This is a genomic window from Saccharopolyspora aridisoli, from assembly GCF_004348445.1.
GTDB lineage: Bacteria > Actinomycetota > Actinomycetes > Mycobacteriales > Pseudonocardiaceae > Saccharopolyspora > Saccharopolyspora aridisoli.
Map to the genome: position 1 here is coordinate 1 of NZ_SMKV01000057.1, position 22,956 is coordinate 22,956.

Sequence of the window (22,956 nt, forward strand, 5' to 3'; positions counted from 1 at the left end):
CCCCCTGAACGCCCACCCCAGTCCTCGAACCCCCGGATCACCGCAGTTTTCGGGTGCCCGCTCACGGCGGTCCTCCGGGCTCCAGGATCACCGCAGTGCTCCGGTTCCCGATCACGGCGGATCCGGCCTTCGGGCGGCGGCGAGTACGACGGCTGATCACCACCGCAGCGCCCACGGGGTCACGTCGGCCAGCGGATCAGCGGGAAGTCGTGCCGGACGAACGTATTCGACCCGTACCACCGGGCCCGGCGAGGGCAACACCTGCCGGTGGACGAAGGAGGGCAGCAGCGTGGCCGGATCGACGAAGTAGGTCAGGTCCGCGCCGTACCCGGTGTTGTCGGCGGGCTGGAACGGATAAGTCCTCGGGTCCACGCCCGCGTCGTGCAGCGCGAACAGCAGGTGCTGCATGTCCCACACCGTGCCATCGTGCTCAGTGGGGCGCGCCCGCACCGGGATCCGCAGGTAGCGCTCACCGCCGACGTCGACCGGGGTCGGCGGTAGCGGGGTGAGGAACCGGTGCTCGCCGCGCAGCGACTCCACCACCGCGTCGGCCTGCGAGTCCGACAGGCCCCCGGGAATGATCCCGTCCCCGAGCAGCGGGCGCGAACTGACCTGGCACAACGAGCTCGGTTCCGGGTCGTCCCACGTCTTGCGCGAGGGCAGGTAGCCGTGGCGGACGCCGTCGACGCACCTGGTCCGCACGACGCTCTCGCCCCGCCAGTGCTCGATGCTGGTCCCGACGTGGTGCCCCGACCGGTGGTCGAAAACCTCGTCGCTGACCCGCACCACCCTCCGCGCCGCGGCGGCCTCAGGCGTCTCGAAGCGTTCGCGGCGGGTGTGCACGACGGGCTGGGTGGCTTGCCGCCGGTAGACCTCCCAGAACAGCTCCTCGGGCTTCTCCGGCACCTCGGTCGCGCAACCCGCCAGCAGCGCCCACAGCATCAGGCAGGTCATCAGTCGCACAGCGCTTCCACCACGTCGCGGGCCTCGGCGCGGAACGCCTGGTCGAGGAAGTAGAGCTTGTCGGCGACGTCGGTGAGCTGGCTGCGCGCGACCACGACCTCCACGCCGTCCTGGGCGATGGAGATCTCGTCCCGCACCAGCAGCGTCACCACGACCTCTCCGCGACGCTCGCAAGCCGGAGTTCGCCAACTGGCGCACATGTTCTTGTCCCTCCACAGTGGAAACAATGACGAGACCGAATGTCCGCGCGTGCCGGTCGGGCACGCAACATCACGTTCCGGGGACCGCAGCGACGTGACCTCGGGGCAAACCCGGGGTGGCGCGATCAGCGGTGATGATCGGACGTGACCTGGTGATCGGCAAGAGGCGCGACGGACTTGCCGAAGAATTGCCGCGGAATGGTGAGAGGGCGGGAACGCATCCTTCTCCCCGCTCTCGTCCCACAGGGTGTGGGGACTTGCGGCAAGGTCCCGGGTGTTGTGCCGCACATTCCTCGGCCTGGGTCAAGACCAGCGAGAACGCGGTGCACGGCTGGGGATTTCGATCACGTGCGAGGAAAACGTGCCCCAGCACGAACAAGAGCTGACGTCCGAGCGCGCCTCAGTATCGATCGCCCGGCGGAACGTTGCTGCGGTGGTCGAGCACGTACGCCGACCTCGTCGGGGCGCGGAACCGACAGCACCGCAGCCATTCCTCGGGCATCACCCCGGCGGCCACCGGAGTCAGAGGGTCTCGGAGGTGAACAGGTAGTTGCGCCGATCCGAGGTGACGGTTTCGGCGAGAACCCATTCCTGCTGATTCCACACGTGCATCCGGTATCCCAGGTCCCGCAGCGTGGCGGTGAATTCGGCGGCGGTGGTGGAATACCGGGCGAGGTGGCGGTCCTCGATCTCCAGCAGCAAGGTCGGCCGGTTCGCCTCGACGACCTCACGCGCGCCCGCGATGACGGTCGGTTCGAAACCTTCCACGTCGATCTTCATGAAGTCGACGCGCGAAATCGAGTTCTCCGCGCAGAACTCGTCGACCGACTGGATCGAGGTGGACCAGCTGCGGGTGCGGGTGATCGTGGAGTTCGGTCGTTCTTGCCGCACTCCGTCGTTGACGTGCGCATGCCCGTGGATCGGGGCGAAACCGAACTTCACCGGCAGCGCCATCTCCAGTTCACCGGAACGTTCACCGACCGCGGCATCGATGATGTGCACGTTCTCCAGGTTCGAAGCGTGGACGCCGGTGCGCAGAACCCGCCGAGGTTTCGGCTGGGGTTCGAACGAGTACACCGCACCGGACGGTCCGACCAGCTGCGCCAGGCTGAAGCTGTACATCCCGTACGCGGCACCGATGTCGAAGCACACATCACCCGCACGCACCAGCTGCGACAACCCGCACAACTCCGGTTCCGCCACTGAAACCGACGCCGCAGCGCGCAGGGAGCCCGCAATCGCCGAGAGCCGCCTTTGCGGTGTGCTCGGCGACGGACTTGGGAACGCGGTTCTGGAGTGCACGATGCTCATCCTCTGGTGATCGCTCGGGAGCTGGGCTGGGATTGCCGATTTCGATGTCGTCAAGACGATCGAAGTCTAACGATCGGAGTGCGCGCCGACGTGCGGGACGGCCCCCGGGGTTTCCCCTCGAGGGCCGGTGCGGCTCCTGCCGATCGACGACCTCCGCGTCCGTCCCGGCCTTGGTGACCATGCCCCGCCCGCGGAGCAGCCGTTGATGTGCAGCGACGTCGTTGGCCCTTCGCCACTTGCCGGAGGACACCGAGCGGGCGCTCGACCTGGGGTCCGATCGCGGGAGTGGGAGCGGTTCTTCGACAGCGTCCGCCCGTGGGGGATCGACACGAGATCCCGCGAAGGCGCAAATCGACGGCAAGGGCGGGTGGATCGTGGAGGGGTTGGTCGCAACTGCAGCCGCGGATGCTCCACATGGGGCTTCACGATGAGCCCGCTTCCTCGGTCGGACAGCTAGGAACGCACGTGGCGACCGTCCGAAGTGGGCACTGCTGTGGGATCGTTCGGAACTCTACTCGTGATCCGGCTCCTGTGGGAACCTTGCAGGGCCGCCGTCGACGGGCCGCGTCGAGGTAGACCAGCTGCGCGATACTGTCGAACCTGATTGGCGACGTCGGAGATGACGAGTTCGGCGTAGCTGTGCCCGACGAGGACGACGTTCGGCGGATTGGATGTGCAGCCGCACTGCCGGGTTCAGCAGGTGGCGTGTGTCGCCGTAGCCGGTCTGGGTCGGGTGAACACCCGGTGGACTCGGAGCAGCGGAACCACCCGGTCCCACGCCCGACCGCTGTGCCACGCGACGTGCACCAGCAGGAACGTGGACATCCGTGCACTCCTTCGTCGAGCCGACCACGTGCCGCCGGCCCGCACCTCAACCAGAGCCGCGCGACCCTGGGGTTCGCACGACCAGGCACGCCCCCATCCGCGCGCCTGCGCTGGAGCTATGGGTGTGAGCAGGACCTGCTGGGCGACATCGTGCGAGCACGCCGTGCGCTGGTCACCTCCGAGCAGGCCGGGATCCCGGTGACGGGCGTGCGGCGGGTGCCGGGGCTGCGCAGGGAGGAGGTCGCGATGCTCGCCGGCATCAGCGCCGACTACTGCCTGCGCTCGGAGCAGGGCCGTGACCGCAACCCGTCGGTGCAGGTGCTGGAGTCGCTCGCCCGCGTGCTTCGGCTTGACGAGGCGGCGACGGACCACCTGCTGCGCCTGGGCACCGCCAAACCCAAGCGCCGCCACAAGCAACCGGTGCGGAAGATCGGGCCGAGCACGGCGAAACGCCTTACTATAAAGGCGCTTCCGGCGTTCGTCGAGAGCCGCTATGGCAGCGCCCATGCGCGTGGACCATCCGAAGGTCGGGCAACGTCGTCCTCTAGGACCATCTCAGTGCCGGCCGGCCTGAACAGGAAGTAGGTCGACTTCTCGCCGTCGAGGTCGTCCTCGTCGACCTCCATCCTCGGCCCGACCAGGGAGATCGCGTCGAGGATCCGATCGTCGCCTTGGCGACGCCCCAGCACGCTCAGCATCACGGCAATCTCACCGGCGATTGTGGTCATATTCTCCTCTTCTGGTTCTCAGCACGTATCTTGTCGAGGGCCGCATCACGTGCTGCGGTGAGGCGTTGCCGCGGATCTGAACATCGCCCGTGCTGGCGAGCTTGGCCATGTTCTGCTCAATGGCGTCCTGAATCCGCCGCAGCTCGGCGCCGCTCTGGCGCGCGCGAATGCGTCGAGTTGTTCACCGATCGCGCCGAGGTTCGGCCCCGGGTCTCCTGCTCGCGGAGACTGGGCCTGGGAACGTGACACGGCATCGTTGATCGTCTCGCGCAGCACGGCTGTAACCTCGGCACGCGGTCGAGCGAGCACGGCAGGGGCGACCGCGACTCGGCCGAGCCGACGGCCGCGCATCGTCACACGCACTGCACCGTCATCCGTCGACGCTGCGACCTCGTGATTGGCGGTGTCCGGCAACGGCTCCGCTGGAGCTTGCTCTCGCACTCGGCGCAAGCGCGATCGATGTTCGTTGAGCAGGGCCTCGTCATCTTTGCTCGATTCCACTGATCTCCCCAGAGTGGCGCAGGACGGTTCAACGAGACGCCCCACTCCGGGGGCGCTTGTCAACGTGCGGCTGAGGCGTAAGGCGTTGGTCCCCGGCCAGGTCAGCGCTGTCAACGGGGGGTCAAGGGCGCTGCAGACAAGGTTGTCCTGACACTCGAGGCTCTGGCTAACGCCATCGAGATGTTTTGGGTGTCAATCGGAATCGCTGTCACGACCTTCGCCGTCGGCCTCTTCGCGGCTCTCGCCGGGATCTTGGGTGTCGTTACTGCACCGCCGGCGATCGTCGCTTTGACCAGTGTCGCCGTGGTCGTGGTGGGGCTTATCGCCGCTGCGACGACAGCGGTCGTATCGACCATCCAGCCCATCAACTCGCAAGCCAAGGCGGTCCAGAAGCCGTTGACGAGCTTGGTGACACTTGGTCGAAGCCAAGCAATGGTGTCGAGCTCGGGGACGGTACTGTCCGCGATGGTGATGATTCCAATTGGGAGGCTCGGTCATGATTTCGGTTGTTCCGCAATTCCCCGAATGGTTCGTTCGAGTTCCCCCGGAAAAGATACGCAGCGTGCGGACTTGGTCGACGTTGGTTGGACTGACGTCTATTCCGTTGTCCCTGATCATCGGGGCAGTCGGGTTTCCGTGGACGTTCTTCCTGCCGACCGCGTATGATCCGCTGACTTTCGTCGTGGCGGGAATGATGGCTGCGTCATCGCTCTTCTCGTTGCTGATCGGCGCGCTTGCTCTTGCTGGGCGGGGCTGTGTAAAGACTGGTCAGCTCAATGTCATCTCATGCCGCAATCTACAGCGTGCGGCTGTGATGTTCTGGATCGGAAATTTCATGACAAGCGGCATCGGGCTCGCCGCGATGGTGCTAGTGGTATCGACATCAGACGGATCAAGCTGGCATCCCCCTGTCGAGTTCAGTGGCGAGACCCGGGCGTATCTGGGACTTTTGGTTCTGCCCGCCATACTCGGTGGCGCCACTTGGATCACGATGCAAAGGACCTTGCGCGCCTGACCCGTTGTTCCACGGGATGAACTACGGGGACGCGAGGGCGTCGATAGCGCTGACCTAGCGTCCCAGCGGTCTTTCCTAGTGAATCTGGGAGCTGGGGGAGCAGGTCGGGTGGAAGGTCATCTCGAAGCGGAGCCGGTTGAGCTCGTCGGTCGGCGAACAGCTTCGTGCGCCCGCACCCCAGGGACACGACAGCGCTGAGCGTTGAGAGCGGATTGCCCCACAGCCGCTTCCGGAACGGGAACACCCCGGTCTTGTACTGGCTGGTCATCCGCATCCCGCCGACGAACGTCCCACCGCACAGCGCACAAGCGGGATAACGGGACCGAGGAGCTGGCGAAGTCGAGGGTGTCTGCATGCGGGCCCGAAGTACGTCGGGATTCCATCGTGCGGATCACCGGCCGGGGTCCTCTCCCGCGGAGATCCCACCACCGAAGCGACGAGCATCAGGACGACGGGAGCACTCGGTAGTGCAGGTGCGTGACGCCGGGTGCGTCGAGCACGCGCGTCAGCTCGAGCTCGACGTGGTCTGTGCCGAACAGCCGTCGCCCGTCGCCGAGCACGACCGGGATCAACTGGATCTCCAGCTCGTCGAGCAGACCTTCGCGCAGCAGAGACTGCGCGAGGGCGGCCCCGTGCACCATCACGTCCTCGGCCCCGGCGGCCGCTTTGGCCTCGCGCATCGCGGTCGCGACATCGGGGACGTAGTGCACCCAGCCGCTCTGCGGTTCCGGTGCCGTGCCGCGCGTGGGCACGAAGATCGGCACGCCGTGGTGGTCACCGTCCCAATGACCGGCGTGGTCGAACGTCTTGCGGCCGACGACGACGGCACCGGTCCTCATCACCTCGGCGAACACCTTCCCGCTCACCCCCGGCGGGTCGAAGTGCGGATACCCCGCGACGGGCTCGCCGAGCCATTCGTGCAGCCGGAGGCCACCGTTGCCGAGCCCGTTGCCCGGCCCGTCCTCCGGACCGGCGATGAACCCGTCAAGCGACATCGCCATGTACAGAACCGACTTCGCCATGCCGTCTCCTCCCACCTCGGGCGCGAGCACGTCCAGGTAGACCAGCCCAGCCGGAGGAACTCATCGGCGCCCTCCAACCGCCGAAGCGAGTCACGTCGGGTTGTCGGCGGCTCCCAGCACCTGTGCCGGACCACCTGCCGAGCCCCGGGTCACCCCAGTGTTGCGTTCACGGCTACAGCGCTCGCGGTGATGAGGGCGATCGCGAGCAGCAGCCAACCGGCCTTGGTCAGCTGCTGCCACGGGGTGGCTTCGGCGGCCGAGCGTGTCTGATGGTCCAGGGACTCCATGCGGAGCACGCACCCCAAGGCTGCGATCCAGAGCGCGGCAGCCGGCAGGAATGCCCAGTGGAATGCGAGGCCGGTGATGAGCAGACCCGTGCAGATCGGCGTGAAGGTCGCGATCCACATCAACCGCAGCCGGCGACGTCGTGCGGGATTCGCTGGGAGCGTGGACCGCAGGGGCCTAGCATTCCTTCCCATTGGTGTTCGGACCTTGTGAGCTTTCGGGTATGGGTTCCCCAGAGGTAGTGTCGAGCAAACACTTCGCTGAATCGTCTCCCAGCAGAGCCTGTGGACGATACGGTGGCCCCCGTTTGCTGGCGAATCCTCAGCTGGGTGCTCAACCGGGAAAGCCTCGGCGTCGAAGGCAGCCCGGGCCCTGGTCATCTTCCACCCCGTTCCCGGAACGGACAGCGCGAGAAGCTGGCGCCGCTCGCCACCACCTCGGTCACACGCGACGCCTCCGACCGCGTTCCCTGGTCTCCTGAGCGACGAGCTTTCCCAACGATGGGAGGACCACATGTCCCGGACGATCGCGATCACCGGCGCCACCGATGGGCTCGGCCGTGCCTTGGCCCTGCGCCTGGCGAGCGCAGACGTCCGGCTCGTGCTGCACGGCCGTGACGCGGGCAAGGTCGAGCAGGTCGCAGCCGAGGTCCAGGGGGCGGGCGGTGCCGCTCCGGTCACCGCGACCGCCGACCTGGCCGAACTCGCCCAGGTGTCGACGCTGGCCGACACGATCAGCAGCAACGTCGACAGGCTCGACGTGCTGGTCAACAACGCGGGCATCGGATCGGGCGAGCCGGACGGGCGCGAACGCCGGACCAGCGCGGACGGTCACGAACTGCGCTTCGCGGTGAACTACCTGGCCACCTTCGCGCTCACCGAGGACTTGCTGCCGCTCCTGCGCTCCTCAGCGGCGGAGGGACGTTCCGCCCGGGTGGTGCACGTGGCGTCGCTGGCGCAGGACCAGCTCGATTTCGACGACCTCATGCTCGAACGCGACTACTCGGGCTCCCGTGCCTACGGTCAGAGCAAGCTCGCGCAGATCATGCACAGCTTCGACCTCGCCGAGCGGTTCGCCCCCACCGAGCTGGCCGCGACCTGCCTGCACCCGGCCACCTTCATGCCGACCAAAATCGTCTTGTCGGAGGTCGGCAGGAGCTCGGACTCCTTGGAAACCGGTGTGGAGGCGACCCGCAGGCTCGCCGTTGACGAGTCCCTCGAAGGCGTCACCGGTCAGTTCTTCGACCGACTCCGGCCAGCTCGGGCTCACGCCCAGGCCTACGACGCCGAGGCCAGGGCCACGCTCCGCGCCCGCACCCTCGCGCTCGTCCGGACTAGCGACGGATGATCTTGATGATGATCTGTCCGACGATGAACCAGATCAACGCGGCCAGCGCGTAGTTGAGCACGACGCCGAGCAGCGCGTCGTCCGGGGTGAAGACGTCCCCGAGCCCCAGCACGAAGGTCTGCGCGAGGGTGTAGATGAACGACACGAAGCCGTTGCCCTGGTTCGCGTCGAGCACCACGAACAGCACGTGCAACGCGAACACCAGCACCACGATCGACACCACGATCCGCACGATCCGCGCGATGGTGTCCCCGACCTGCCCCGGACGCCGAGGAGGGCGTCGGTCGCCGTAGTCGTCCCCGTACGGGTACCGCCCGGGGTCGTTCCGGTCGTAGGGATCGTGTGGCTGGTAACTCATGGTGCGGATTGTGTCACGCCCCGCACGCAGGACAACTCTGGCGAACAGGTGTGTTCCTCGAGGGAGATGACGCCGTCACCTCGCCGGCCGCAGCCCCAGCGCGCCTGTTGAGGCGTGCCCCGGGGGCACGCCTCTGACAAGCGCAGGGGGACGGCTCGTCGACGAGGCGCACCTGGGTGGTCGACAAGCTCGAGAGGCGCTGGCAGTTCGCCGAGGTCAGGACCGGCGACGGGAGCTCGCTTCGCGATCACCGCCTCTGGCGGCTCTTCGCCCCTCCCTGTTCTTCCTCGAACTCGCCGATCACGACGGGATCAGCCACACCTACGCAGTCGACGTCCGGTACCTCGCCGCCGCGAAGACGAGGAAGCAGCACGACAACGGGGAGGGCAAAGCCCCCGCCGCGCTGTACCGGAACGGCGTGCAGGTGTCCCGCTCCAACGTGCCGACGGCGTTCCCGGTGCCCGGCGGCGCCATTGAGGTCGCCCCCACCGCATTCGGCCTGAAGCGCATGCACTTCGTCTCCGGAACCGGCGCGCAACGGGCGCTGCGCCCGCACCACCGCTCCCAGGAAGGCCTCGCGCGAGGTTCGGGCAGCGCTGTCCGCGCCAGCGCGGTCATCGGCGCAGCAGCGGTGGTCATCCTCGTCGTGGCGCTCGCGTTGAACCTCCTCCACGGCGTCGGGTCCTCACCCACAGCCCGGTCATCGCCGAGAAGGTCGGCACGTTCACCTCACCGATCCACCTCCCCACCTGGGCGAACGCCACCCTGATCACCGCCGTAACCCTCGCAGTCCTCGAACGAGCCACGAGGCTCCGCCACAACCGCTTCCTCGACGCAGTGAGGTCCTGACCTCGTGAAACGCTCGGGGCGCCGAGCGCGGAACGCCGGTGCTCTGAGCCTGTCTTGGTCGGGGAAGTTCTGCCTGACCAGCTCGAAGTTCGGACCGGCGTAGTCGAACGTCTTGCGGCTGACGACGATGGCGCCGGTCCTCATCACCTCGGCGAACACCTTCCCGCTCACCCCCGGCGGGTCGAAGTGCGGATACCCCGCGACGGGCTCGCCGAGCCATTCGTGCAGCCGGAGGCCACCGTTGCCGAGTCCGTTGCCCGGCCCGTCCTCCGGACCGGCGATGAACCCGTCAAGCGACACCGCCATGTACAGAACCGACTTCGCGATGCCGTCTCCTCCAGTGTCGACACACAGGTGGTAGACCAGCTCAGCTGGAGGAAATTCATCTTAGGCAGCGTTTGTGGTGGAGCCGCTGGGAGCCGACTGTCGAGGGAGCCTGAGGCGGGTCGTATCACCCGTATAGCGGTGCTGAGAGACACAGTTGGTCGATTTGCCTGCATGGGTTGTTCGATGCGCGGCACACTCGCGCGCGCACTCGAAACTCGGGAGGTAAGCCGTATGGCTCGCGGCAGGCAGGACCCAGACGAATGGGACATTGAATACGACCCGACAGCGGAGTTCGATAGCACCTGGCACAGGGCTGAGTCCGTCTCGATGTCGGGCTCGGAGGCTTCGAGTGCTGAACCACCCGTCACCGTTGAGGTTGACGATGCCGGCGTTGTGATCGGCGTTTCTCTTGCAGCTGACTGGAAGAAGTCGGTTGATCCGCGCGCGCTGCACACGGCTGTGGTCTCCGCTGTGCAGGCGGTGACCATGCAGGTGCTCGCGCGCAACGCGGAGCAAATGGATCCAACGGCCGAACGCTCGGCGTCGGGTGCATCGGCGGATGTTCCGGACCTCTCACCGCTGAACCCCTCGGACGTTCAGCGCCTCTTGGATGAGGTCTACGCCGACGTCGATCGATTTGCGGAGCAAGTATCGCAGCGCTTGGACCGCACAGCTTCGGTCACGAGCGCAGGTGGGCACGTGCAGGGTTCTGCTACGAAAGGGCAGATCCACGATCTTTCGATTGATTCGAACTGGTCCTCGGTGGCCCGGAAGGCCGAGATCGAGACCGAACTGAACGACGTGCTCAGGAAATTGGGTGAGCAGTCCTCTGCAGGTGATTTGGCGCAAGGGCCGCAGAGTCGTGCGATTAGCGAGTTGAAAAGCCTTGTCAGTGATCCCCAGTTGTTCCTTCGGAGGATCGGGCTACCGTCGCAGTACTGATGTTGAATCCTCTTAGGGGTGGTGTATGAGCTCAGGTGGTGGCGTTGATGTCTCCTTGGAAGCGCTGCGCTCGGATGCAAAGAAGTGGGAAACTGCCGCGCAGGGTTTGTCCGGCCCGTTGAATGCGGTCGGGTCCCTTGATGTTGAACTTGCGGATGTGTCAATCTTCGCGCAATGGGCAGGTCTTGATCAGAGCTTCAATGATGCGACTTCGGCTATGGAGGAAGTGATAAGGAAGGCGGCTGAGTACTTCCGCAAGATCGGATCTGACCTCAACGAGTCAGCGAAGGAGTACCAGGCCGACGACGAAAGGGGTATGCACCAGGTTCAGGGCGCCTACCGCATGGAAGGAGACCTCTACGGTGGCTGATACCACGGTTGCTGATATCAACGCGAAGGCCAAAGAGGTCGGAAGGAAGATTCAGGAGTTCTTCGACCAGCTCAATGACACTCTGAGTTGGGTTCCTAGTGCTCTTGAATGGGTGATCAAAGCTGTTGAGGACGGGTTGAAGGTCTTCGAGGAGAGGCTCCAGGAGTTTTGGAAGGAGTTGAACAAGTTCTTTGCCTGGATGGGCAGCGTGCCAGCGCTTCGGATGAAAGCTGATATGTGGGAGCGTTCGGTTTCTCAGCCTCTCGGCGAAACTGCAGGGGACATCGCGTTGCACAGGCTTCGTGCGCCGATTGAGTGGCAGGGGCGCGCGGCCGAGGCGTACAAGGCAGTTGTTCCTTCGCAGGCGGACGGTCTGACTGCGCTGAAGACGCTTGCTCGGCAGGTGCAAAGCTCTCTGGACAGTTTGGCGAATGCGCTGACAGCGTTCTACGTTGCGATCGCGGCAGCGCTTGCTGCCTTCATCGTCGGGCTGACCGGTGCTATTGCTGCATGCTGCACGGGGGTTGGGGCTCCGCTCGGGGTTGCTGAGATTGCTGGCGTCGTCAGTGTCGTCATCGGGTTGATTACCGCGGCGAGCGCTGCGGTCGTCGCCTTTGCCAACTCTCTGGCTACTGATCAGAATTCGCTCACGCAGAAGATTCTTGACGTGGGAAATACCTGGCCGAAGTCGGTGTTGGGTGACCTTTCGGATGGAAGTGTGAGTGATGGAGACGGTTCCGATTGGCGGGTGAATCAGTGACTCCTACGCCACCCTGGCCTCAGGGTAATCACATTGCCGCAAATCACGATTTCGTTCCGGTCTCACCCCAGTTCGTTAGTCGGATTCGGAAAGTCGCTCGATTGATCGGCGTTTTGTCGGTACTTTTGGTTGCCGCTGTCATGATTGGGATCGCGGTGAGTTGCTTCATGCTGCTTGCGCTGATGCCAGCAGCGGCGATCTTTTCCGTCGTTTTGGGGTGGCTAGCTGGAGCTTTCGCTGTCTCCTCGGCGCTCGCGCTGGCCACAAGTGCGTCTTGCGTGAACACGGGGGCGTTTAATCTGAACTTTGCCCGACGGTCCCGGAGGACGCTGCTTTTTCTGGCGGTTTCGTCGATTCTTCCGACCGGAATTGCCGTTCTTATTCTCGCTGCGGGTGGTGGCTCGGCAGGTGAGTTCCCACCCGCAGCTGCGGTATGCCTGGTTCTTCTCCTTTTTCCATTTGCCATTTCCGTGATCGACATGGTGGTGGGGAGGCATTTGCTCGATCTGAACCGGGTGGGTGCTGGGCCGTACGGGGCGCCGCAGCGGTGACGTCGGTCTGCGGTTCTGGCTAGAAGTGGAATGCGTTATTTCCGGTTGTTCCGCAGGCACCGTCCAGGTGCCGCCTGACAGGCTGAGCAGCGTGTTGCGTGGAGAGCAGCCATCTCAACTTCACCGAACGGCGTCGCGAAGGTTCGGGTCCCGGCAGACTCCTCACTTCCGATATCGGTGGTTCGGGATTGGCATGGCGGTGACTGCAGTCGTCGTGTACGCGCCTCTAGTGGTCGGCGCGTACACCGCTGGTCAGTGAGACTCTGTCGGTTGGTGGGTGGGCGTCAGTTTCAGCTGCAACTGACGCCCCCGCGCGTGTGATGTGATGGGGAGTCGGAGTGCTCGTTCTGGGGTCGTGGACGAGTTGAGCGGGCTAGTCTTCGCGTGCCTGACTTGGGAAGTGGGGCGACAACCCGAGTTCTTCGCGTACGGGCGCCGGTGAAGTCCTTGCAGGTCGCCGACGCGTGCGGGGTTCTGACTCCGGAACAGCGGCAGGCGTTGGGGCTGATCAGGTGCTGGAGGCGCGGGATTTCAACGGTATGCCGGGTTGCGCATTCATGGCTGGTGAGTCCGGGACCAGGGCGGGTTGGAACGCCTTCGTGGGTCGACCGCTACTCAGAACTTCCAGCAGTTCATGCGATCCAAGCCAGGGGCAGAGCGATCTCAGTGGCCGGGTATCCGGCTGCGAAAGTGGCCATCAACAACCGGAATTGCGCGGTCGCTGTTGAGGTCTCCGATCAGGGCACGGTTTTCGTTCACGGCTTTCGCGAGATGGTGCGGTGAACGGCTGCGACGTCATGCAGGAGGTTGCCGAGGCGGTTGTTCCCAATCTCCCGAACGCCTGAGTGATAACAGTCGGTTCCTTGTCACATGGAGTGATTGGGCGGGCTTTTGGGTTTGGGGGGTTGTATCCGCTGGCTGAATCCGTGGGGTTTCTCTTACGTGACTTCGGGGCAAGTGCCGATCGTGATCGCGTTGTTGGTCTTGATCGGGAGGATTGATGAGCGGTCGTGTGGGTGTGCCGGTTCGGGTTCGGCGGGTGTCGAGCGAGCTTCGGGAGCTTCGGCTGCGGAGCGGGCTCGGGGCTGAGGAGGTTGCCGGGGCTCTCGGCATGTCCATGAGCAAGCTGTCCCGGATGGAGTCCGGGCAGCGGGGGTTGCAGGCTGATGACGTGTCGGCGCTCCTCGGGCTCTACCGCGTCCCAGCGCGGCGACGGGAAGAGCTGTTGAGCCTGGTGCGGAACGCGGCCATGCCCAACTGGTGGCAGGTGCAGGAGGGTCGTCTGCCCGCGATGTGGGAAGAAACGACCAGATTCGAACGCGAAGCGGCGGCCATCTTCAACTACGAAACGACGCTTGTTCCAGGCATGTTGCAGACAGCCGGGTACGCGTCGGCGCTCGTCGGTGGAACGGACCCTGATCTGAACATCGCCGAGATCGAAGCGTTGGTCACCTCCCGTCTCAGCCGTCAGACCGTGTTGAACAGGGCAAAGGCTCCATATTTCGAGGCGTTGATCGAACAGAGCACGCTCGAACGCCTGGTGGGCGACGCAGCTGTGATGTACCAGCAGATTCGCCACCTTGTTTCTGCGGCCAGGCAGGACAACATCACGGTCCGGGTGGTTGAGACCCGCGCAGGTGCCCATCCCGGTCTGGACGGACCATTCGTCCTCTTCGACTTCGACCAGCATCCGCCCCTGGTCCTCCTGGAGAACCGTGGTAGCAGTGCGTTCCTGGAAGAGCCCGAACATGTCGCTGCGACGAGAGAAGCCCTTCGGCGGTTGCACGAGGCAGCGTTGCCCGCTCACGATTCAATAGCTCTCATGAATGAGATCGCCGACAAACTCGTTTAAAGCTCAAGGAGCGGATTGTGACTGCGCCGGAACGGCATGCGCTTCAGTGGCGTACGAGCACTCGGAGCAGCAACTACGCGAACTGCGTTGAAGTCGCCTTCGCAGGCGACACCGTGCACACCCGTGACTCGAAGAACCCTGCTGGTCAGCACCTGATGTTCGGGCAGCCGGCGTGGTCGGCCTTCGTGCAGGGGTTGCGGGATGGCAGGTTCAGCAACTCTTTTCGCAGTTGATCATGTAGTCGATAGGGGTCGTTAGGGGCTCGAACGCAAGATCAACTGGCTGGGAAGCCCCTAGCGATGATTTGAGATCCATTTCACTCGTTTGCCGGTTCCTGTTTTGACCAACTTCGCTACACGCGCGCAGACCCGTGCGCTAACGTTTGCCACGCTGGCAAGTGGATGTCCGTCGCCCTCATCGCGGCGGCACCTGGACAAGGGGAGTTCAGCGTGAACAGCGAGGGAGGCGCGGCCTGATGTTTCCGAACGTGTGGGGCCAGATCACGGAGACCGTCGATCGCATCGCGGACAAGCAAGCGTACGCCGCGTCGCAGTCTGCTGGCGGGTCGATGCAGATCGATCCGGACAAGGTTGACGAGATTGCCCGCTTCTTTGCCGACGAAGCGGACAAGATGGAAGCGCGCGAAGTTGACATGATGGAGCTCGCGAACGTTCAGGCGCCAGGGGCCGACCCAGTCAGCACGGACGCTGCCGCGAAGTACGGACAGGTCGCGGCCGGTGACCCGCGGGCCTACATGCATAACTACGCGGCGCTCACGAAGGTTTTCAGGGAAGCGGCCGAGGCTTTGAGCAGTAGCGCGCGCCAAACCCGGACGGATGATGACACCGCTGCTCACGGCATTAACACCTGAGCGGGTTCTAGGAGGAAATCTTGCGTAAAGGGCTCACCCTTGGTGCGATCTTGGGCGGCGTGCTGCTCGCAGGCTGTTCGGGTGGAGGTGCCGCTCCAGAGCCGCCGAGCAGTGCCCCAGTCGAGCCCCCTGCACCGCCGAGCTCTTCCCGGACGGCTCCGGCGAAGCAGCTACAGGTCGCGGACGCATGTGGCGTTCTCACACCGGAGCAGCAGCAAGCGATCGGTGTCAACGAGCCGCCGCGTGCGCGCGAGTCGAACGGTGTTCCTGGCTGCACCTTCGAAGACGGTGGAGGCAACGCGACCGACGGATGGAGCGCGTTCGCTGCGGTGAAACAGGGTGAGACGCTGCAGCAATTTACTGAGCGTATGGCGAACGAACAGCCAGCTACTGTGGCTGGCTACCCGGCAGTGCAGATCGCTTCAGGCAACAGGAACTGCATCGTCTCCGTCGACGTCTCGGACCAAGGTTCTGTGTTCGTGAACGGCATCTCTCGTAATGAGGCGGTCAACGGCTGCGACGTCATGAAGAAGGTGGCGGAAGCCGTTGTTCAGAATCTTCCGAATGCCTGAGGGGGTAGGCGGTGACTGGCAGAGAACTTGAACCTGCGGACTTTGAGGGTGCGCAGCTCAATCAGATGCGCGGCTGGGTCCACGGTGGCGCTGGCTCTGAGGCTCTTTACGAGAACTCAAAGCTCTGGAACGCAGAAGACCAGTACATGCGGGACCTGAAGATCCGGCTTGAGGACAAGCTGAAGCAGGTCGGCGCAGTTATGAAGTCCGAGTCGGGCGAAGCCATGAAGGACCAGGCCATGCCGGTGGTTCTGTGGACTGAGATCACGGCGGACAGTGCGAAGCTCCAGTCGGAGCAGATGACCGCTCAGGGCGAAGCCTTCAAGAAGGTCCAGACGTCGATCCCGGCCAAGAGTGAAGAACAGGCCGTCCCGGACGACATGTGGATCGAAGAGAGCTGGGACAGCCTGGTCACCGGCTCCACGGATGCTGAGGATGCCAAGGCGCACAACGAGAAGCTGCGTCAGGAAGCAGTCCAGGCATTCACTGCCTATCAGGACACGACGCAGGGCAACGTTTCGGGCAGCGCTCAGTTCGAGCAGCCGCCGGAAATTGCAGTTGGCTCGGCAGGCGGCACGAGCAGTTCTTCCGTGCCCAGCGTCGGTGGGGTTGGCTCTCCGGCTCCGTCGTCGACGTCCAGTGCATGGGCCGGTGGCGCCGGTGGCGCTGGTGGTTACGCCGGTGGCGCGGGTACTGGTGGTGCTGGCGGTGGTGCTTTCGGCGGTGGTGCTGCTGGTACCGGTGCTGCTTGGGCGACTCCGCCTGGTGGTGGCTCGGGTTCGAACCAGAATCCCGGTGGCGCTGGTCGCGTTCCGAACGGGCCTGGTGTCCCCGGTGGTACTCCCGGGCTCGGTGCTGGTCGTCCCGGCGTGCCGGGTTCGGGCGCTGGTGGGCGGTCGGGCGCCGGTAGCGGTGCTGGTGGCCGTGCTGGTGCGGGTCGCGGCCTGGGGGCCGGCTCGGGTGCTGGTGCCGGTGGTCGTGCGGGTGTCGGTGGTTCCGGGACGGGCGCCGGTGGTCGCGCGGGCGCGGGTGGTCTCGGTGGAGCTGCCGGGGCTGGTGGCCGCGGTGGTGCTGGTGCCGGTGCGGGCGCGGGTGCGCGCGGCAGGGGTCAGGAAGGCGAGGACGACCTCGAGCACGAGACTCCCGACTACCTGATCGGCGACCAGGGCGTCTTCGACGAGGACCTGCCGAAGGTCGCTCCGCCGGTCTTCGGTGACTGGGACAACCAGCGGTAATCGCTCGTCAACGCAGATCGGCCAGTGGGCGGTACCGCTTCGGTGCCGCCCACTGGTTCGTGCGAGATCGTGGACGATCAGGGCTCGGAACTGCGGGGGACGGCCGTGCGCCATGGCTACCGAACGGCTGAGAACTGGACGGATCAGTGAACAACTCGGATCAATTCGTGGACGCCCTCGGGGCTGTGCCGTCCACACTTTCTGGCTGGGGAGAACCGGTGAAGATCGAGCTGTCGAAGCAGGGCTTCCACGAGGCGTGGAAGTACTTCAACCTCGGCACCAAGCCGCTCGTGCTCAACGTCCTGCCCGAAGGCATCCTCGAAGCCGAGCGGCGCCAGGTCGAGGCCCGCGCGCGAGATGAGCTGCAGGCGCTCGGTTTCGGCAACGAGATGCGCGAAGAGGACATCCAGGGGGCCCTGCTGCCGCTCACGCGCTACGAGCGGGCCTTCGACATCAACTTCCGGCAGCGCACGCCCGACGGCGGACAGCGCATCGTCGCGGGCATGGTCGCCTGCACCCGGGGTCACGCGACGCTCGCGGTGCTCACCGAAGAGGACGTGACCGTCCAGACGCTGCCCGCCGACTCCATGGTGCGGGCGCTGCTGAGCGTGCTGCCCGACGACGTCAAGGCCGGCCCCGGGCGGGGCGTGTCGCTGCGCAGCTCGGCGATGGAAGCCGCCGCCAAGTCCGCGGGCAACGACCGCGAGATGGGCGAGGCGCTCGTGCGGCAAGGACTCCGGCGCGACGAGGCCAAGACGCTGGTCGAGATGGCCGGCGGCGCTCGAAACGCCTACGCGCAGGTCGGCTACGCCGTCATGGACGGGCAGGGCAAGCGGCACCGGGCCCCGATGGTCACCAACTTCTTCGCCAACGCCAAGGGCTGGTACATGATCGAGAACAGCCACCGCAGCGACGAAGGATGGACGACCATCGCGCCCATCGACCGGCAGCGCATGGCCGGCCGCGTGCAGGACCTCGGCAAAACGCTGTAGCGGGAAGCGGAGCCCCGGGCCGCGCGCCCGGGGCTCTCCCATGTCATGTCCCGGATGGGCTCGCGGCGGCCAGCTCGCCGAGAACATCGCTGGGGGTGCCCCTCGAAGAGCGCAGGACGACGCAGCCCGGTCATCCGATCGGCGGTTCGGCCTGGTCGGCATCGCGATCGTGCGGGCGCTGGCCGCGGTCCTCATCACCGTCCCCGACTACGGGCCCCACATCGCCGTGACGGCTGGGTGCGTCTTCCTCGTGTGGTGGTCCGCCACCGCCAAGCGGCGTGGCTGAGCAGTGCGCGTAGTGCCTCGGCGGCATGCCCCACCCGATCGCTGGTCGTCTCGGCCGCCCTCCACGGCGACAGGTGGCCTGCTGACGGCCCCGGTCCTGCCACTGCGGGAGCTGAAGCCTCGGCACGCCCTGAGGCGGCACGACACGCTGAAGCAGCCAGTGCTTGAGGCCCGGTTCGGTGCCCCTTCGCCTGCGGAGGTACGGCCCCGAAGGAGCTGGTCAGCGGAGGCGTCGGCAAGCGAACCCAGGGGCAGGTGCAGAATGCCGACTGCAGCGGTCCGCTGCGCCGATGACACGAACCGCGCGGTGAACGCGACAAAGTTCGAGGTTGCCTCAACCCGTGCACCGGGCTCGAGGGGCCGCAGCGGCGCTCCCACCGGCTCGGGCAGCTGACCCGACGGCGTCAGGCCCTCGCCGCGCCGCGTCTGGACGGGCGGGGCCACCGGGGGCTTCGGTGCCGCATCACGGGGACCATCCTTTCCGCTCAGTGGAAGAAGGCAAGATCAACTTCCATCGTAGAGCAGGTCCTCGAACGACGTGCGTTCGGGGGCCGTTTAACGCGGTTGTGACCTGCGGAGACAACCCTCACGTGGCTCAACTGTGCGGAAATCGGACACATTCCGATAAGTTTGGCTGAGATTAGTGCACTTCAGCGGCTTTGTTGATAGGACTTGCAGCGGCCCCGTGCTCGTGCACGCCTTGTACGGGTAGAACCTCAAGGGCCAGGGCGGTGGGGCGGACTGATCCGTTCCACAAAACCGGGACCCCCGTGGGCAACCGCCTTCCGGGACTCGGTACCGTCGCCCGCACCGATCAAGAGAAACCCCACATCACGGAGGACATGGTGGCCCTTCCCCAGCTGACTGAGGAGCAGCGGGCAGCAGCTCTGGAAAAGGCGGCTGCCGCCCGTCGCGCCCGAGCTGAGCTCAAGGAGCGCCTCAAGCGAGGCGGAACCACGCTGGCGGAGGTCCTGGAGACCGCCGACAACGACGAGGTCTTGGGCAAGATGAAGGTCTCCGCCCTGCTCGAGGCCCTTCCCGGCGTCGGCAAGGTCCGTGCGCAGCAGATCATGGAGCGGCTGGAGATCGCCAACAGCCGTCGGCTGCGCGGGCTGGGCGAGCGGCAGCGCAAGGCGCTGCTCACCGAGTTCAGCGGCGAGTGATCGACGCAAAAACCGGCGCTGAGCCGAGGACCGTCCGTCAGGGCGAGCCTCGGCTCACCGTCGTTTCCGGGCCTTCTGGAGTCGGCAAGTCCAGCGTGCTCAGCGAAGTGCGCAGGCAGGTTCCTGAGGTGTACTTCAGCGTGTCCGCGACCACCCGGGCTCCGCGCCCCGGTGAGATCGACGGAGTGCACTACCACTTCGTCTCCGTCGCGGAGTTCGAGCGGATGATCGCCGACGGCGAGATGCTCGAACACGCCCGCTACGCGGGCAACTTCTACGGGACGCCGCGCAAGCCCGTCCAAGAGGCGATCGCCGCGGGCAAGCCCGCAGTGCTGGAGATCGAACTCCAAGGCGCCCGCCAGGTCCGCAGCGCCTGGCCGGACGCGCAGCTGGTCATGCTGCTGCCGCCGTCCTGGGACGAGCTGGTCGACCGGCTCACCGGCCGGGGCACCGAACCGGCCGACGTCGTGGAGAGGCGACTGGCCGCCGCGCGGGACGAGCTGGCAGCCGAACCGGAGTTCGACGAGACCGTCGTCAACGCCGACGTGCAATCCGCGACCAGCGAATTGGTACGATTGATACTCGGCCACGAGAAGTGACGTCTCCCTTCCCGTGCTCCGAGCGACCTACTACTGAGCAGGAGCCACACCTGTGAGCACCCCTAGCGCGCTGGCTGCGCTCAACAGCAGCCCGTCGACCAACACCGTCGAGGGCATCACCTACCCGCCGATCGACGACCTGCTCGAGCAGGTCAGCTCGAAGTACGCGCTGGCCATCTACTCCGCCAAGCGCGCGCGGCAGATCAACGACTACTACGCCCAGCTCGGCGAAGGCCTGCTGGAGTACGTCGGCCCGCTGGTCGAGCCCGGCCCGCGCGAGAAGCCGCTGTCGATCGCGTTGCGCGAGATCCACGCAGGCGTGCTAGAGCACACCGAAGGCGAGTGACGTCTGAACCGACCGAGGGCCGCCCGCGGGTGGTCCTCGGTGTCAGCGGTGGCATCGCCGCCTACAAGGCGTGCGAGGTGCTGCGGCGGCTGACGGAGTCCGGCCACAGCGTCCGCGTCGTGCCGACCGAGGCCGCGCTGAACTTCGTCGGCGCCGCGACCTTCGAGGCGCTGTCCGGGCAGCCGGTCGTCACCGGCGTGTTCTCGGACGTGCACGAGGTCCCGCACGTGCGCCTCGGGCAGGAAGCCGATCTCGTCGTCGTCGCTCCCGCCACCGCTGACCTGCTGGCCCGCGCGGCCAACGGGCAAGCGCCCGACCTGCTCACCAACACCCTGCTGACCGCGCGCTGCCCCGTGCTGATGGTCCCGGCGATGCACACCGAGATGTGGGAGCACCCGGCGACCCAGCACAACGTGGCCACGCTGCGCAGTCGCGGTGTGATCGTCGCCGAGCCCGACAGCGGTCGGCTCACCGGCAAGGACACCGGCAAGGGGCGGCTGCCCGACCCCGCCGAGATCGTCGACCTGGCCCGGCTGCTGCTGACCTCGTCCACCGCGCTGCCGTGGGACCTGGAAGGGCGCCGGGTGGTCATCTCCGCCGGTGGCACGCGGGAATCGCTCGACCCCGTCCGCTACCTGGGAAATCGCTCCTCCGGGCGGCAGGGCTACGCGCTGGCGCGCATCGCCGCGCACCGCGGCGCCGACGTGACGCTGGTGGCCGCGCACACCGCTGACCTGATCACCCCCGCCGGAGTGCGGTTGATCAGGGTCGGGACCGCCGACGAGATGCGGTCGGTGATGCTCACCGAGGCCGACGGAGCGGACGCGGTCGTCATGGCCGCCGCCGTGGCCGACTTCAAGCCGGTCAACCGGGTCGAGCACAAGATCAAGAAGACCGATCGGGACCCGGAACCCGTTGCGCTGTCCCGCAATCCCGACATCCTCGCCGAGATCGTCGAAGCGCGGTCGGCCGGCAAGCTCTCGGCGTCGCTGATCGTCGGGTTCGCCGCCGAAACCGGTGACGCCACCTCGTCCGTCCTCGACCACGGCCGGGCCAAGCTCGCGCGCAAGGGCTGCGACATGCTCGTGGTCAACGCCGTGGGCGAGGGCATGGCCTTCGAGGTCGAGGACAACTCCGGCTGGCTGCTCGGGGACGACGGGACCGAAGAGCGCATCGCCTTCGGCGCCAAGTCCCTGCTGGCGTCCACATTGTGGGACTCGGTCGGTCGGCGGCTCTCCGACCAGTAGTGTTTGTCGGCAACAAGGCCACGAGCACCAGAGGAGAGGCGTTGAGCCAGCAGCGGTTGTTCACCAGTGAGTCGGTGACAGAAGGGCATCCCGACAAGATCTGCGACGCGATCAGCGACTCCGTCCTGGACTCGCTGCTCGCGCAGGACCCGCGCTCCCGCGTCGCGGTGGAGACCATGGTGACCACCGGGCAGGTGCACGTGGCCGGAGAGGTCACCACCGAGGCCTACGCCGACATCCCCGCCATCGTGCGCGAGAAGATCCTCGAGATCGGCTACGACTCGTCCGCCAAGGGCTTCGACGGCAACTCCTGCGGCGTCAACGTCGCCATCGGCTCCCAGTCGCCCGACATCGCGCAGGGCGTCGACACCGCGCACGAGAACCGCGTCGAAGGCGTCATAGACGAGATCGCCCGGCAGGGCGCAGGCGACCAGGGCCTGATGTTCGGCTACGCCTGCGACGACACGCCCGAGCTCATGCCGCTGCCCATCGCGCTGGCCCACCGGCTGTCGCGTCGGCTCACCCGCGTTCGCAAGGACGGCGTGCTGCCCTACCTGCGGCCCGACGGCAAGACCCAGGTCACCATCGAGTACGACGGCGAGAAGGCCGTGCGGCTGGACACCGTCGTGCTGTCCACCCAGCACGCCGAGGAGATCGACCTCGACGGGCAGCTCGTCGGCGACATCAAGGCCCACGTCGTGGAGCCGGAGATCGCGTCGCTGGCGCTGAGCACCTCCGACACGCGGCTGCTGGTCAACCCGACCGGCCGGTTCGTCGTCGGCGGCCCCATGGGTGACGCCGGGCTGACCGGGCGGAAGATCATCGTCGACACCTACGGCGGCATGGCCCGCCACGGCGGCGGAGCCTTCTCGGGCAAGGACCCGTCCAAGGTCGACCGCTCCGCGGCGTACGCGACGCGGTGGGTGGCCAAGAACGTCGTCGCCGCCGGACTCGCCAAGCGCATCGAAGTCCAGGTCGCCTACGCCATCGGCAAGGCCGCCCCGGTCGGTCTGTTCATCGAGACCTTCGGCACCGAGACCGTCGATCCCGACCGGATCCAGCAAGCCGTCAACGAGGTCTTCGACCTCCGCCCGGCCGCCATCATCCGCGACCTCGACCTCCTGCGCCCCCTCTACTCGGCCACCGCCGCCTACGGCCACTTCGGCCGCACGGACGTCGACCTCCCCTGGGAGTCCACCACCCGAGCCGACGCCCTCAAGACCGCAGCGGGCCTCTAACGGCCCACCCCCGAAGAGGCCGTCCCGGAGCCCGCTCCGGGACGGCCTCTTCGCGTCCCCGAGCGTGGCGAGCACGCGAACGGTCACCTGCCGCAGCCGGATGACCGCCGTGATCGGGAGGCCCGGCGGCCTTCCTGAGCTGCTGAGGCGTGCGGGGGTCGTGAGGCGTGCGTGGAGGTGTGGGCTGGGGTGTGCGGGGTCG

At 66.2% G+C, this 22,956-nt stretch carries 28 protein-coding genes; 19 read left to right on the plus strand and 9 right to left on the minus strand.

Annotated elements, in window-relative coordinates:
- Positions 1 to 156: 156 nt before the first annotated feature.
- The 4 genes from E1161_RS25835 to E1161_RS28465 form a co-directional block, all read right to left on the minus strand.
- The gene (locus E1161_RS25835; protein ID WP_132627346.1) at positions 157 to 963 is read right to left on the minus strand and encodes a hypothetical protein; all 807 of its coding nucleotides are present in this window, start codon (positions 961 to 963) and stop codon (positions 157 to 159) included.
- Complete coding sequence (locus tag E1161_RS27420) at positions 954 to 1,115, minus strand: hypothetical protein (protein WP_165939942.1); 162 nt, start codon at positions 1,113 to 1,115, stop codon at positions 954 to 956. The genes E1161_RS25835 and E1161_RS27420 overlap by 10 nt, the downstream gene beginning before the upstream one ends.
- 570 nt (positions 1,116 to 1,685) lie before the next feature.
- Complete coding sequence (locus E1161_RS25840) at positions 1,686 to 2,342, minus strand: FkbM family methyltransferase (RefSeq protein ID WP_207920410.1); 657 nt, start codon at positions 2,340 to 2,342, stop codon at positions 1,686 to 1,688.
- A gap of 825 nt (positions 2,343 to 3,167) precedes the next feature.
- Positions 3,168 to 3,299, minus strand: coding sequence for a hypothetical protein (locus E1161_RS28465; RefSeq protein ID WP_268951426.1), 132 nt, complete (start codon positions 3,297 to 3,299; stop codon positions 3,168 to 3,170).
- A 150-nt stretch (positions 3,300 to 3,449) separates the two neighbouring features.
- Here E1161_RS28465 and E1161_RS28765 point away from each other — a divergent pair, with 150 nt between their 5' ends.
- Both E1161_RS28765 and E1161_RS25855 read left to right on the plus strand, forming a co-directional pair.
- Positions 3,450 to 3,884 carry a helix-turn-helix domain-containing protein gene (locus E1161_RS28765; protein WP_408012140.1) on the plus strand — a complete coding sequence of 145 codons (435 nt, stop codon included), beginning with the start codon at positions 3,450 to 3,452 and terminating at the stop codon, positions 3,882 to 3,884.
- Positions 3,885 to 5,024: 1,140 nt separating this feature from the next.
- Positions 5,025 to 5,543 (plus strand): hypothetical protein, encoded by a 519-nt coding sequence (locus E1161_RS25855; protein ID WP_132627347.1) that lies wholly within the window; start codon positions 5,025 to 5,027, stop codon positions 5,541 to 5,543.
- Between the two features lie 443 nt (positions 5,544 to 5,986).
- On the opposite strand, the gene E1161_RS25860 is transcribed toward E1161_RS25855, so the two are convergent.
- Both E1161_RS25860 and E1161_RS25865 read right to left on the minus strand, forming a co-directional pair.
- A complete protein-coding gene (locus tag E1161_RS25860; RefSeq protein ID WP_132627348.1) occupies positions 5,987 to 6,565 on the minus strand; it encodes a dihydrofolate reductase family protein in 579 nt (192 codons plus the stop codon).
- Between the two features lie 149 nt (positions 6,566 to 6,714).
- Entirely contained in the window at positions 6,715 to 6,972 is a 258-nt protein-coding gene (locus E1161_RS25865) for a hypothetical protein (RefSeq protein ID WP_132627349.1), read from the minus strand.
- A gap of 391 nt (positions 6,973 to 7,363) precedes the next feature.
- On the opposite strand from E1161_RS25865, the gene E1161_RS25870 reads away from it, so the two are divergent.
- Positions 7,364 to 8,197 carry an SDR family NAD(P)-dependent oxidoreductase gene (locus E1161_RS25870; protein ID WP_132627350.1) on the plus strand — a complete coding sequence of 278 codons (834 nt, stop codon included), beginning with the start codon at positions 7,364 to 7,366 and terminating at the stop codon, positions 8,195 to 8,197.
- Here the strand turns inward: E1161_RS25870 and E1161_RS28240 are convergent.
- The 3 genes from E1161_RS28240 to E1161_RS27785 all read right to left on the minus strand — a co-directional run bounded on the left by E1161_RS28240 (position 8,184) and on the right by E1161_RS27785 (position 9,710).
- Positions 8,184 to 8,555 (minus strand): hypothetical protein, encoded by a 372-nt coding sequence (locus E1161_RS28240; protein ID WP_235875311.1) that lies wholly within the window; start codon positions 8,553 to 8,555, stop codon positions 8,184 to 8,186. The genes E1161_RS25870 and E1161_RS28240 overlap by 14 nt on opposite strands.
- Before the next feature lie 247 nt (positions 8,556 to 8,802).
- On the minus strand, positions 8,803 to 9,228 hold the full coding sequence (locus E1161_RS27425; protein ID WP_165939943.1) for a hypothetical protein: 426 nt from the start codon (positions 9,226 to 9,228) through the stop codon (positions 8,803 to 8,805).
- A 56-nt stretch (positions 9,229 to 9,284) separates the two neighbouring features.
- Positions 9,285 to 9,710 (minus strand): hypothetical protein, encoded by a 426-nt coding sequence (locus tag E1161_RS27785; protein ID WP_207920411.1) that lies wholly within the window; start codon positions 9,708 to 9,710, stop codon positions 9,285 to 9,287.
- A 204-nt stretch (positions 9,711 to 9,914) separates the two neighbouring features.
- Here E1161_RS27785 and E1161_RS25890 point away from each other — a divergent pair, with 204 nt between their 5' ends.
- From E1161_RS25890 to metK, 16 genes are all read left to right on the plus strand, one after another.
- Positions 9,915 to 10,673, plus strand: a complete 759-nt coding sequence (locus E1161_RS25890; RefSeq protein WP_132627351.1) for a hypothetical protein — start codon at positions 9,915 to 9,917, stop codon at positions 10,671 to 10,673.
- Between the two features lie 25 nt (positions 10,674 to 10,698).
- Positions 10,699 to 11,043, plus strand: a complete 345-nt coding sequence (locus tag E1161_RS25895) for a type VII secretion target (protein WP_132627352.1) — start codon at positions 10,699 to 10,701, stop codon at positions 11,041 to 11,043.
- Complete coding sequence (locus E1161_RS25900) at positions 11,036 to 11,803, plus strand: hypothetical protein (RefSeq protein WP_132627353.1); 768 nt, start codon at positions 11,036 to 11,038, stop codon at positions 11,801 to 11,803. Before E1161_RS25895 ends, E1161_RS25900 begins: the two co-directional genes overlap by 8 nt.
- Before the next feature lie 101 nt (positions 11,804 to 11,904).
- A complete protein-coding gene (locus E1161_RS25905) occupies positions 11,905 to 12,354 on the plus strand; it encodes a hypothetical protein (protein ID WP_132627354.1) in 450 nt (149 codons plus the stop codon).
- 1,000 nt (positions 12,355 to 13,354) lie between these two features.
- Positions 13,355 to 14,206, plus strand: coding sequence for a helix-turn-helix domain-containing protein (locus tag E1161_RS25910; RefSeq protein WP_132627355.1), 852 nt, complete (start codon positions 13,355 to 13,357; stop codon positions 14,204 to 14,206).
- Positions 14,207 to 14,223: 17 nt separating this feature from the next.
- Positions 14,224 to 14,439, plus strand: coding sequence for a DUF397 domain-containing protein (locus E1161_RS25915; protein ID WP_132627356.1), 216 nt, complete (start codon positions 14,224 to 14,226; stop codon positions 14,437 to 14,439).
- A 242-nt stretch (positions 14,440 to 14,681) separates the two neighbouring features.
- Positions 14,682 to 15,077 (plus strand): PE domain-containing protein, encoded by a 396-nt coding sequence (locus E1161_RS25920; RefSeq protein ID WP_132627357.1) that lies wholly within the window; start codon positions 14,682 to 14,684, stop codon positions 15,075 to 15,077.
- A 20-nt stretch (positions 15,078 to 15,097) separates the two neighbouring features.
- Complete coding sequence (locus tag E1161_RS25925; RefSeq protein ID WP_165939944.1) at positions 15,098 to 15,649, plus strand: DUF3558 domain-containing protein; 552 nt, start codon at positions 15,098 to 15,100, stop codon at positions 15,647 to 15,649.
- Positions 15,650 to 15,795: 146 nt separating this feature from the next.
- Positions 15,796 to 16,884 carry a hypothetical protein gene (locus E1161_RS25930; protein WP_235875312.1) on the plus strand — a complete coding sequence of 363 codons (1,089 nt, stop codon included), beginning with the start codon at positions 15,796 to 15,798 and terminating at the stop codon, positions 16,882 to 16,884.
- Positions 16,885 to 17,102: 218 nt separating this feature from the next.
- The gene (locus E1161_RS25935) at positions 17,103 to 17,876 is read left to right on the plus strand and encodes an ESX secretion-associated protein EspG (protein WP_132627360.1); all 774 of its coding nucleotides are present in this window, start codon (positions 17,103 to 17,105) and stop codon (positions 17,874 to 17,876) included.
- 40 nt (positions 17,877 to 17,916) lie between these two features.
- A complete protein-coding gene (locus E1161_RS25940) occupies positions 17,917 to 18,162 on the plus strand; it encodes a hypothetical protein (RefSeq protein WP_132627361.1) in 246 nt (81 codons plus the stop codon).
- 844 nt (positions 18,163 to 19,006) lie between these two features.
- Positions 19,007 to 19,324 (plus strand): integration host factor, actinobacterial type, encoded by a 318-nt coding sequence (gene mihF, locus E1161_RS25945; RefSeq protein WP_093154362.1) that lies wholly within the window; start codon positions 19,007 to 19,009, stop codon positions 19,322 to 19,324.
- Positions 19,321 to 19,923 (plus strand): guanylate kinase, encoded by a 603-nt coding sequence (gene gmk / locus E1161_RS25950; RefSeq protein WP_132627362.1) that lies wholly within the window; start codon positions 19,321 to 19,323, stop codon positions 19,921 to 19,923. The genes mihF and gmk overlap by 4 nt, the downstream gene beginning before the upstream one ends.
- A gap of 52 nt (positions 19,924 to 19,975) precedes the next feature.
- Positions 19,976 to 20,269, plus strand: a complete 294-nt coding sequence (rpoZ, locus tag E1161_RS25955) for a DNA-directed RNA polymerase subunit omega (RefSeq protein WP_132627363.1) — start codon at positions 19,976 to 19,978, stop codon at positions 20,267 to 20,269.
- Positions 20,266 to 21,516, plus strand: coding sequence for a bifunctional phosphopantothenoylcysteine decarboxylase/phosphopantothenate--cysteine ligase CoaBC (coaBC, locus tag E1161_RS25960; RefSeq protein ID WP_132627364.1), 1,251 nt, complete (start codon positions 20,266 to 20,268; stop codon positions 21,514 to 21,516). The genes rpoZ and coaBC overlap by 4 nt, the downstream gene beginning before the upstream one ends.
- A gap of 56 nt (positions 21,517 to 21,572) precedes the next feature.
- The gene (metK, locus tag E1161_RS25965; RefSeq protein WP_408012144.1) at positions 21,573 to 22,754 is read left to right on the plus strand and encodes a methionine adenosyltransferase; all 1,182 of its coding nucleotides are present in this window, start codon (positions 21,573 to 21,575) and stop codon (positions 22,752 to 22,754) included.
- The last annotated feature ends 202 nt before the right edge of the window (positions 22,755 to 22,956 follow it).

Bases quoted from the DNA above. Each gene is read 5' to 3' on its own strand.
- E1161_RS25870 (WP_132627350.1), top strand. From the start codon at position 7,364: ATGTCCCGGACGATCGCGATCACCGGCGCCACCGATGGGCTCGGCCGT.
- E1161_RS25920 (WP_132627357.1), top strand. From the start codon at position 14,682: ATGTTTCCGAACGTGTGGGGCCAGATCACGGAGACCGTCGATCGCATC.
- E1161_RS25940 (WP_132627361.1), top strand. From the start codon at position 17,917: ATGTCATGTCCCGGATGGGCTCGCGGCGGCCAGCTCGCCGAGAACATC.
- E1161_RS27785 (WP_207920411.1), bottom strand. From the start codon at position 9,710: ATGGCGGTGTCGCTTGACGGGTTCATCGCCGGTCCGGAGGACGGGCCG.
- E1161_RS25930 (WP_235875312.1), top strand. From the start codon at position 15,796: ATGCGGGACCTGAAGATCCGGCTTGAGGACAAGCTGAAGCAGGTCGGC.
- E1161_RS25890 (WP_132627351.1), top strand. From the start codon at position 9,915: ATGCGCGGCACACTCGCGCGCGCACTCGAAACTCGGGAGGTAAGCCGT.
- E1161_RS28240 (WP_235875311.1), bottom strand. From the start codon at position 8,555: ATGAGTTACCAGCCACACGATCCCTACGACCGGAACGACCCCGGGCGG.
- E1161_RS25855 (WP_132627347.1), top strand. From the start codon at position 5,025: ATGATTTCGGTTGTTCCGCAATTCCCCGAATGGTTCGTTCGAGTTCCC.
- E1161_RS25895 (WP_132627352.1), top strand. From the start codon at position 10,699: ATGAGCTCAGGTGGTGGCGTTGATGTCTCCTTGGAAGCGCTGCGCTCG.
- E1161_RS28465 (WP_268951426.1), bottom strand. From the start codon at position 3,299: ATGTCCACGTTCCTGCTGGTGCACGTCGCGTGGCACAGCGGTCGGGCG.
- E1161_RS25865 (WP_132627349.1), bottom strand. From the start codon at position 6,972: ATGTGGATCGCGACCTTCACGCCGATCTGCACGGGTCTGCTCATCACC.
- E1161_RS25910 (WP_132627355.1), top strand. From the start codon at position 13,355: ATGAGCGGTCGTGTGGGTGTGCCGGTTCGGGTTCGGCGGGTGTCGAGC.
- E1161_RS25860 (WP_132627348.1), bottom strand. From the start codon at position 6,565: ATGGCGAAGTCGGTTCTGTACATGGCGATGTCGCTTGACGGGTTCATC.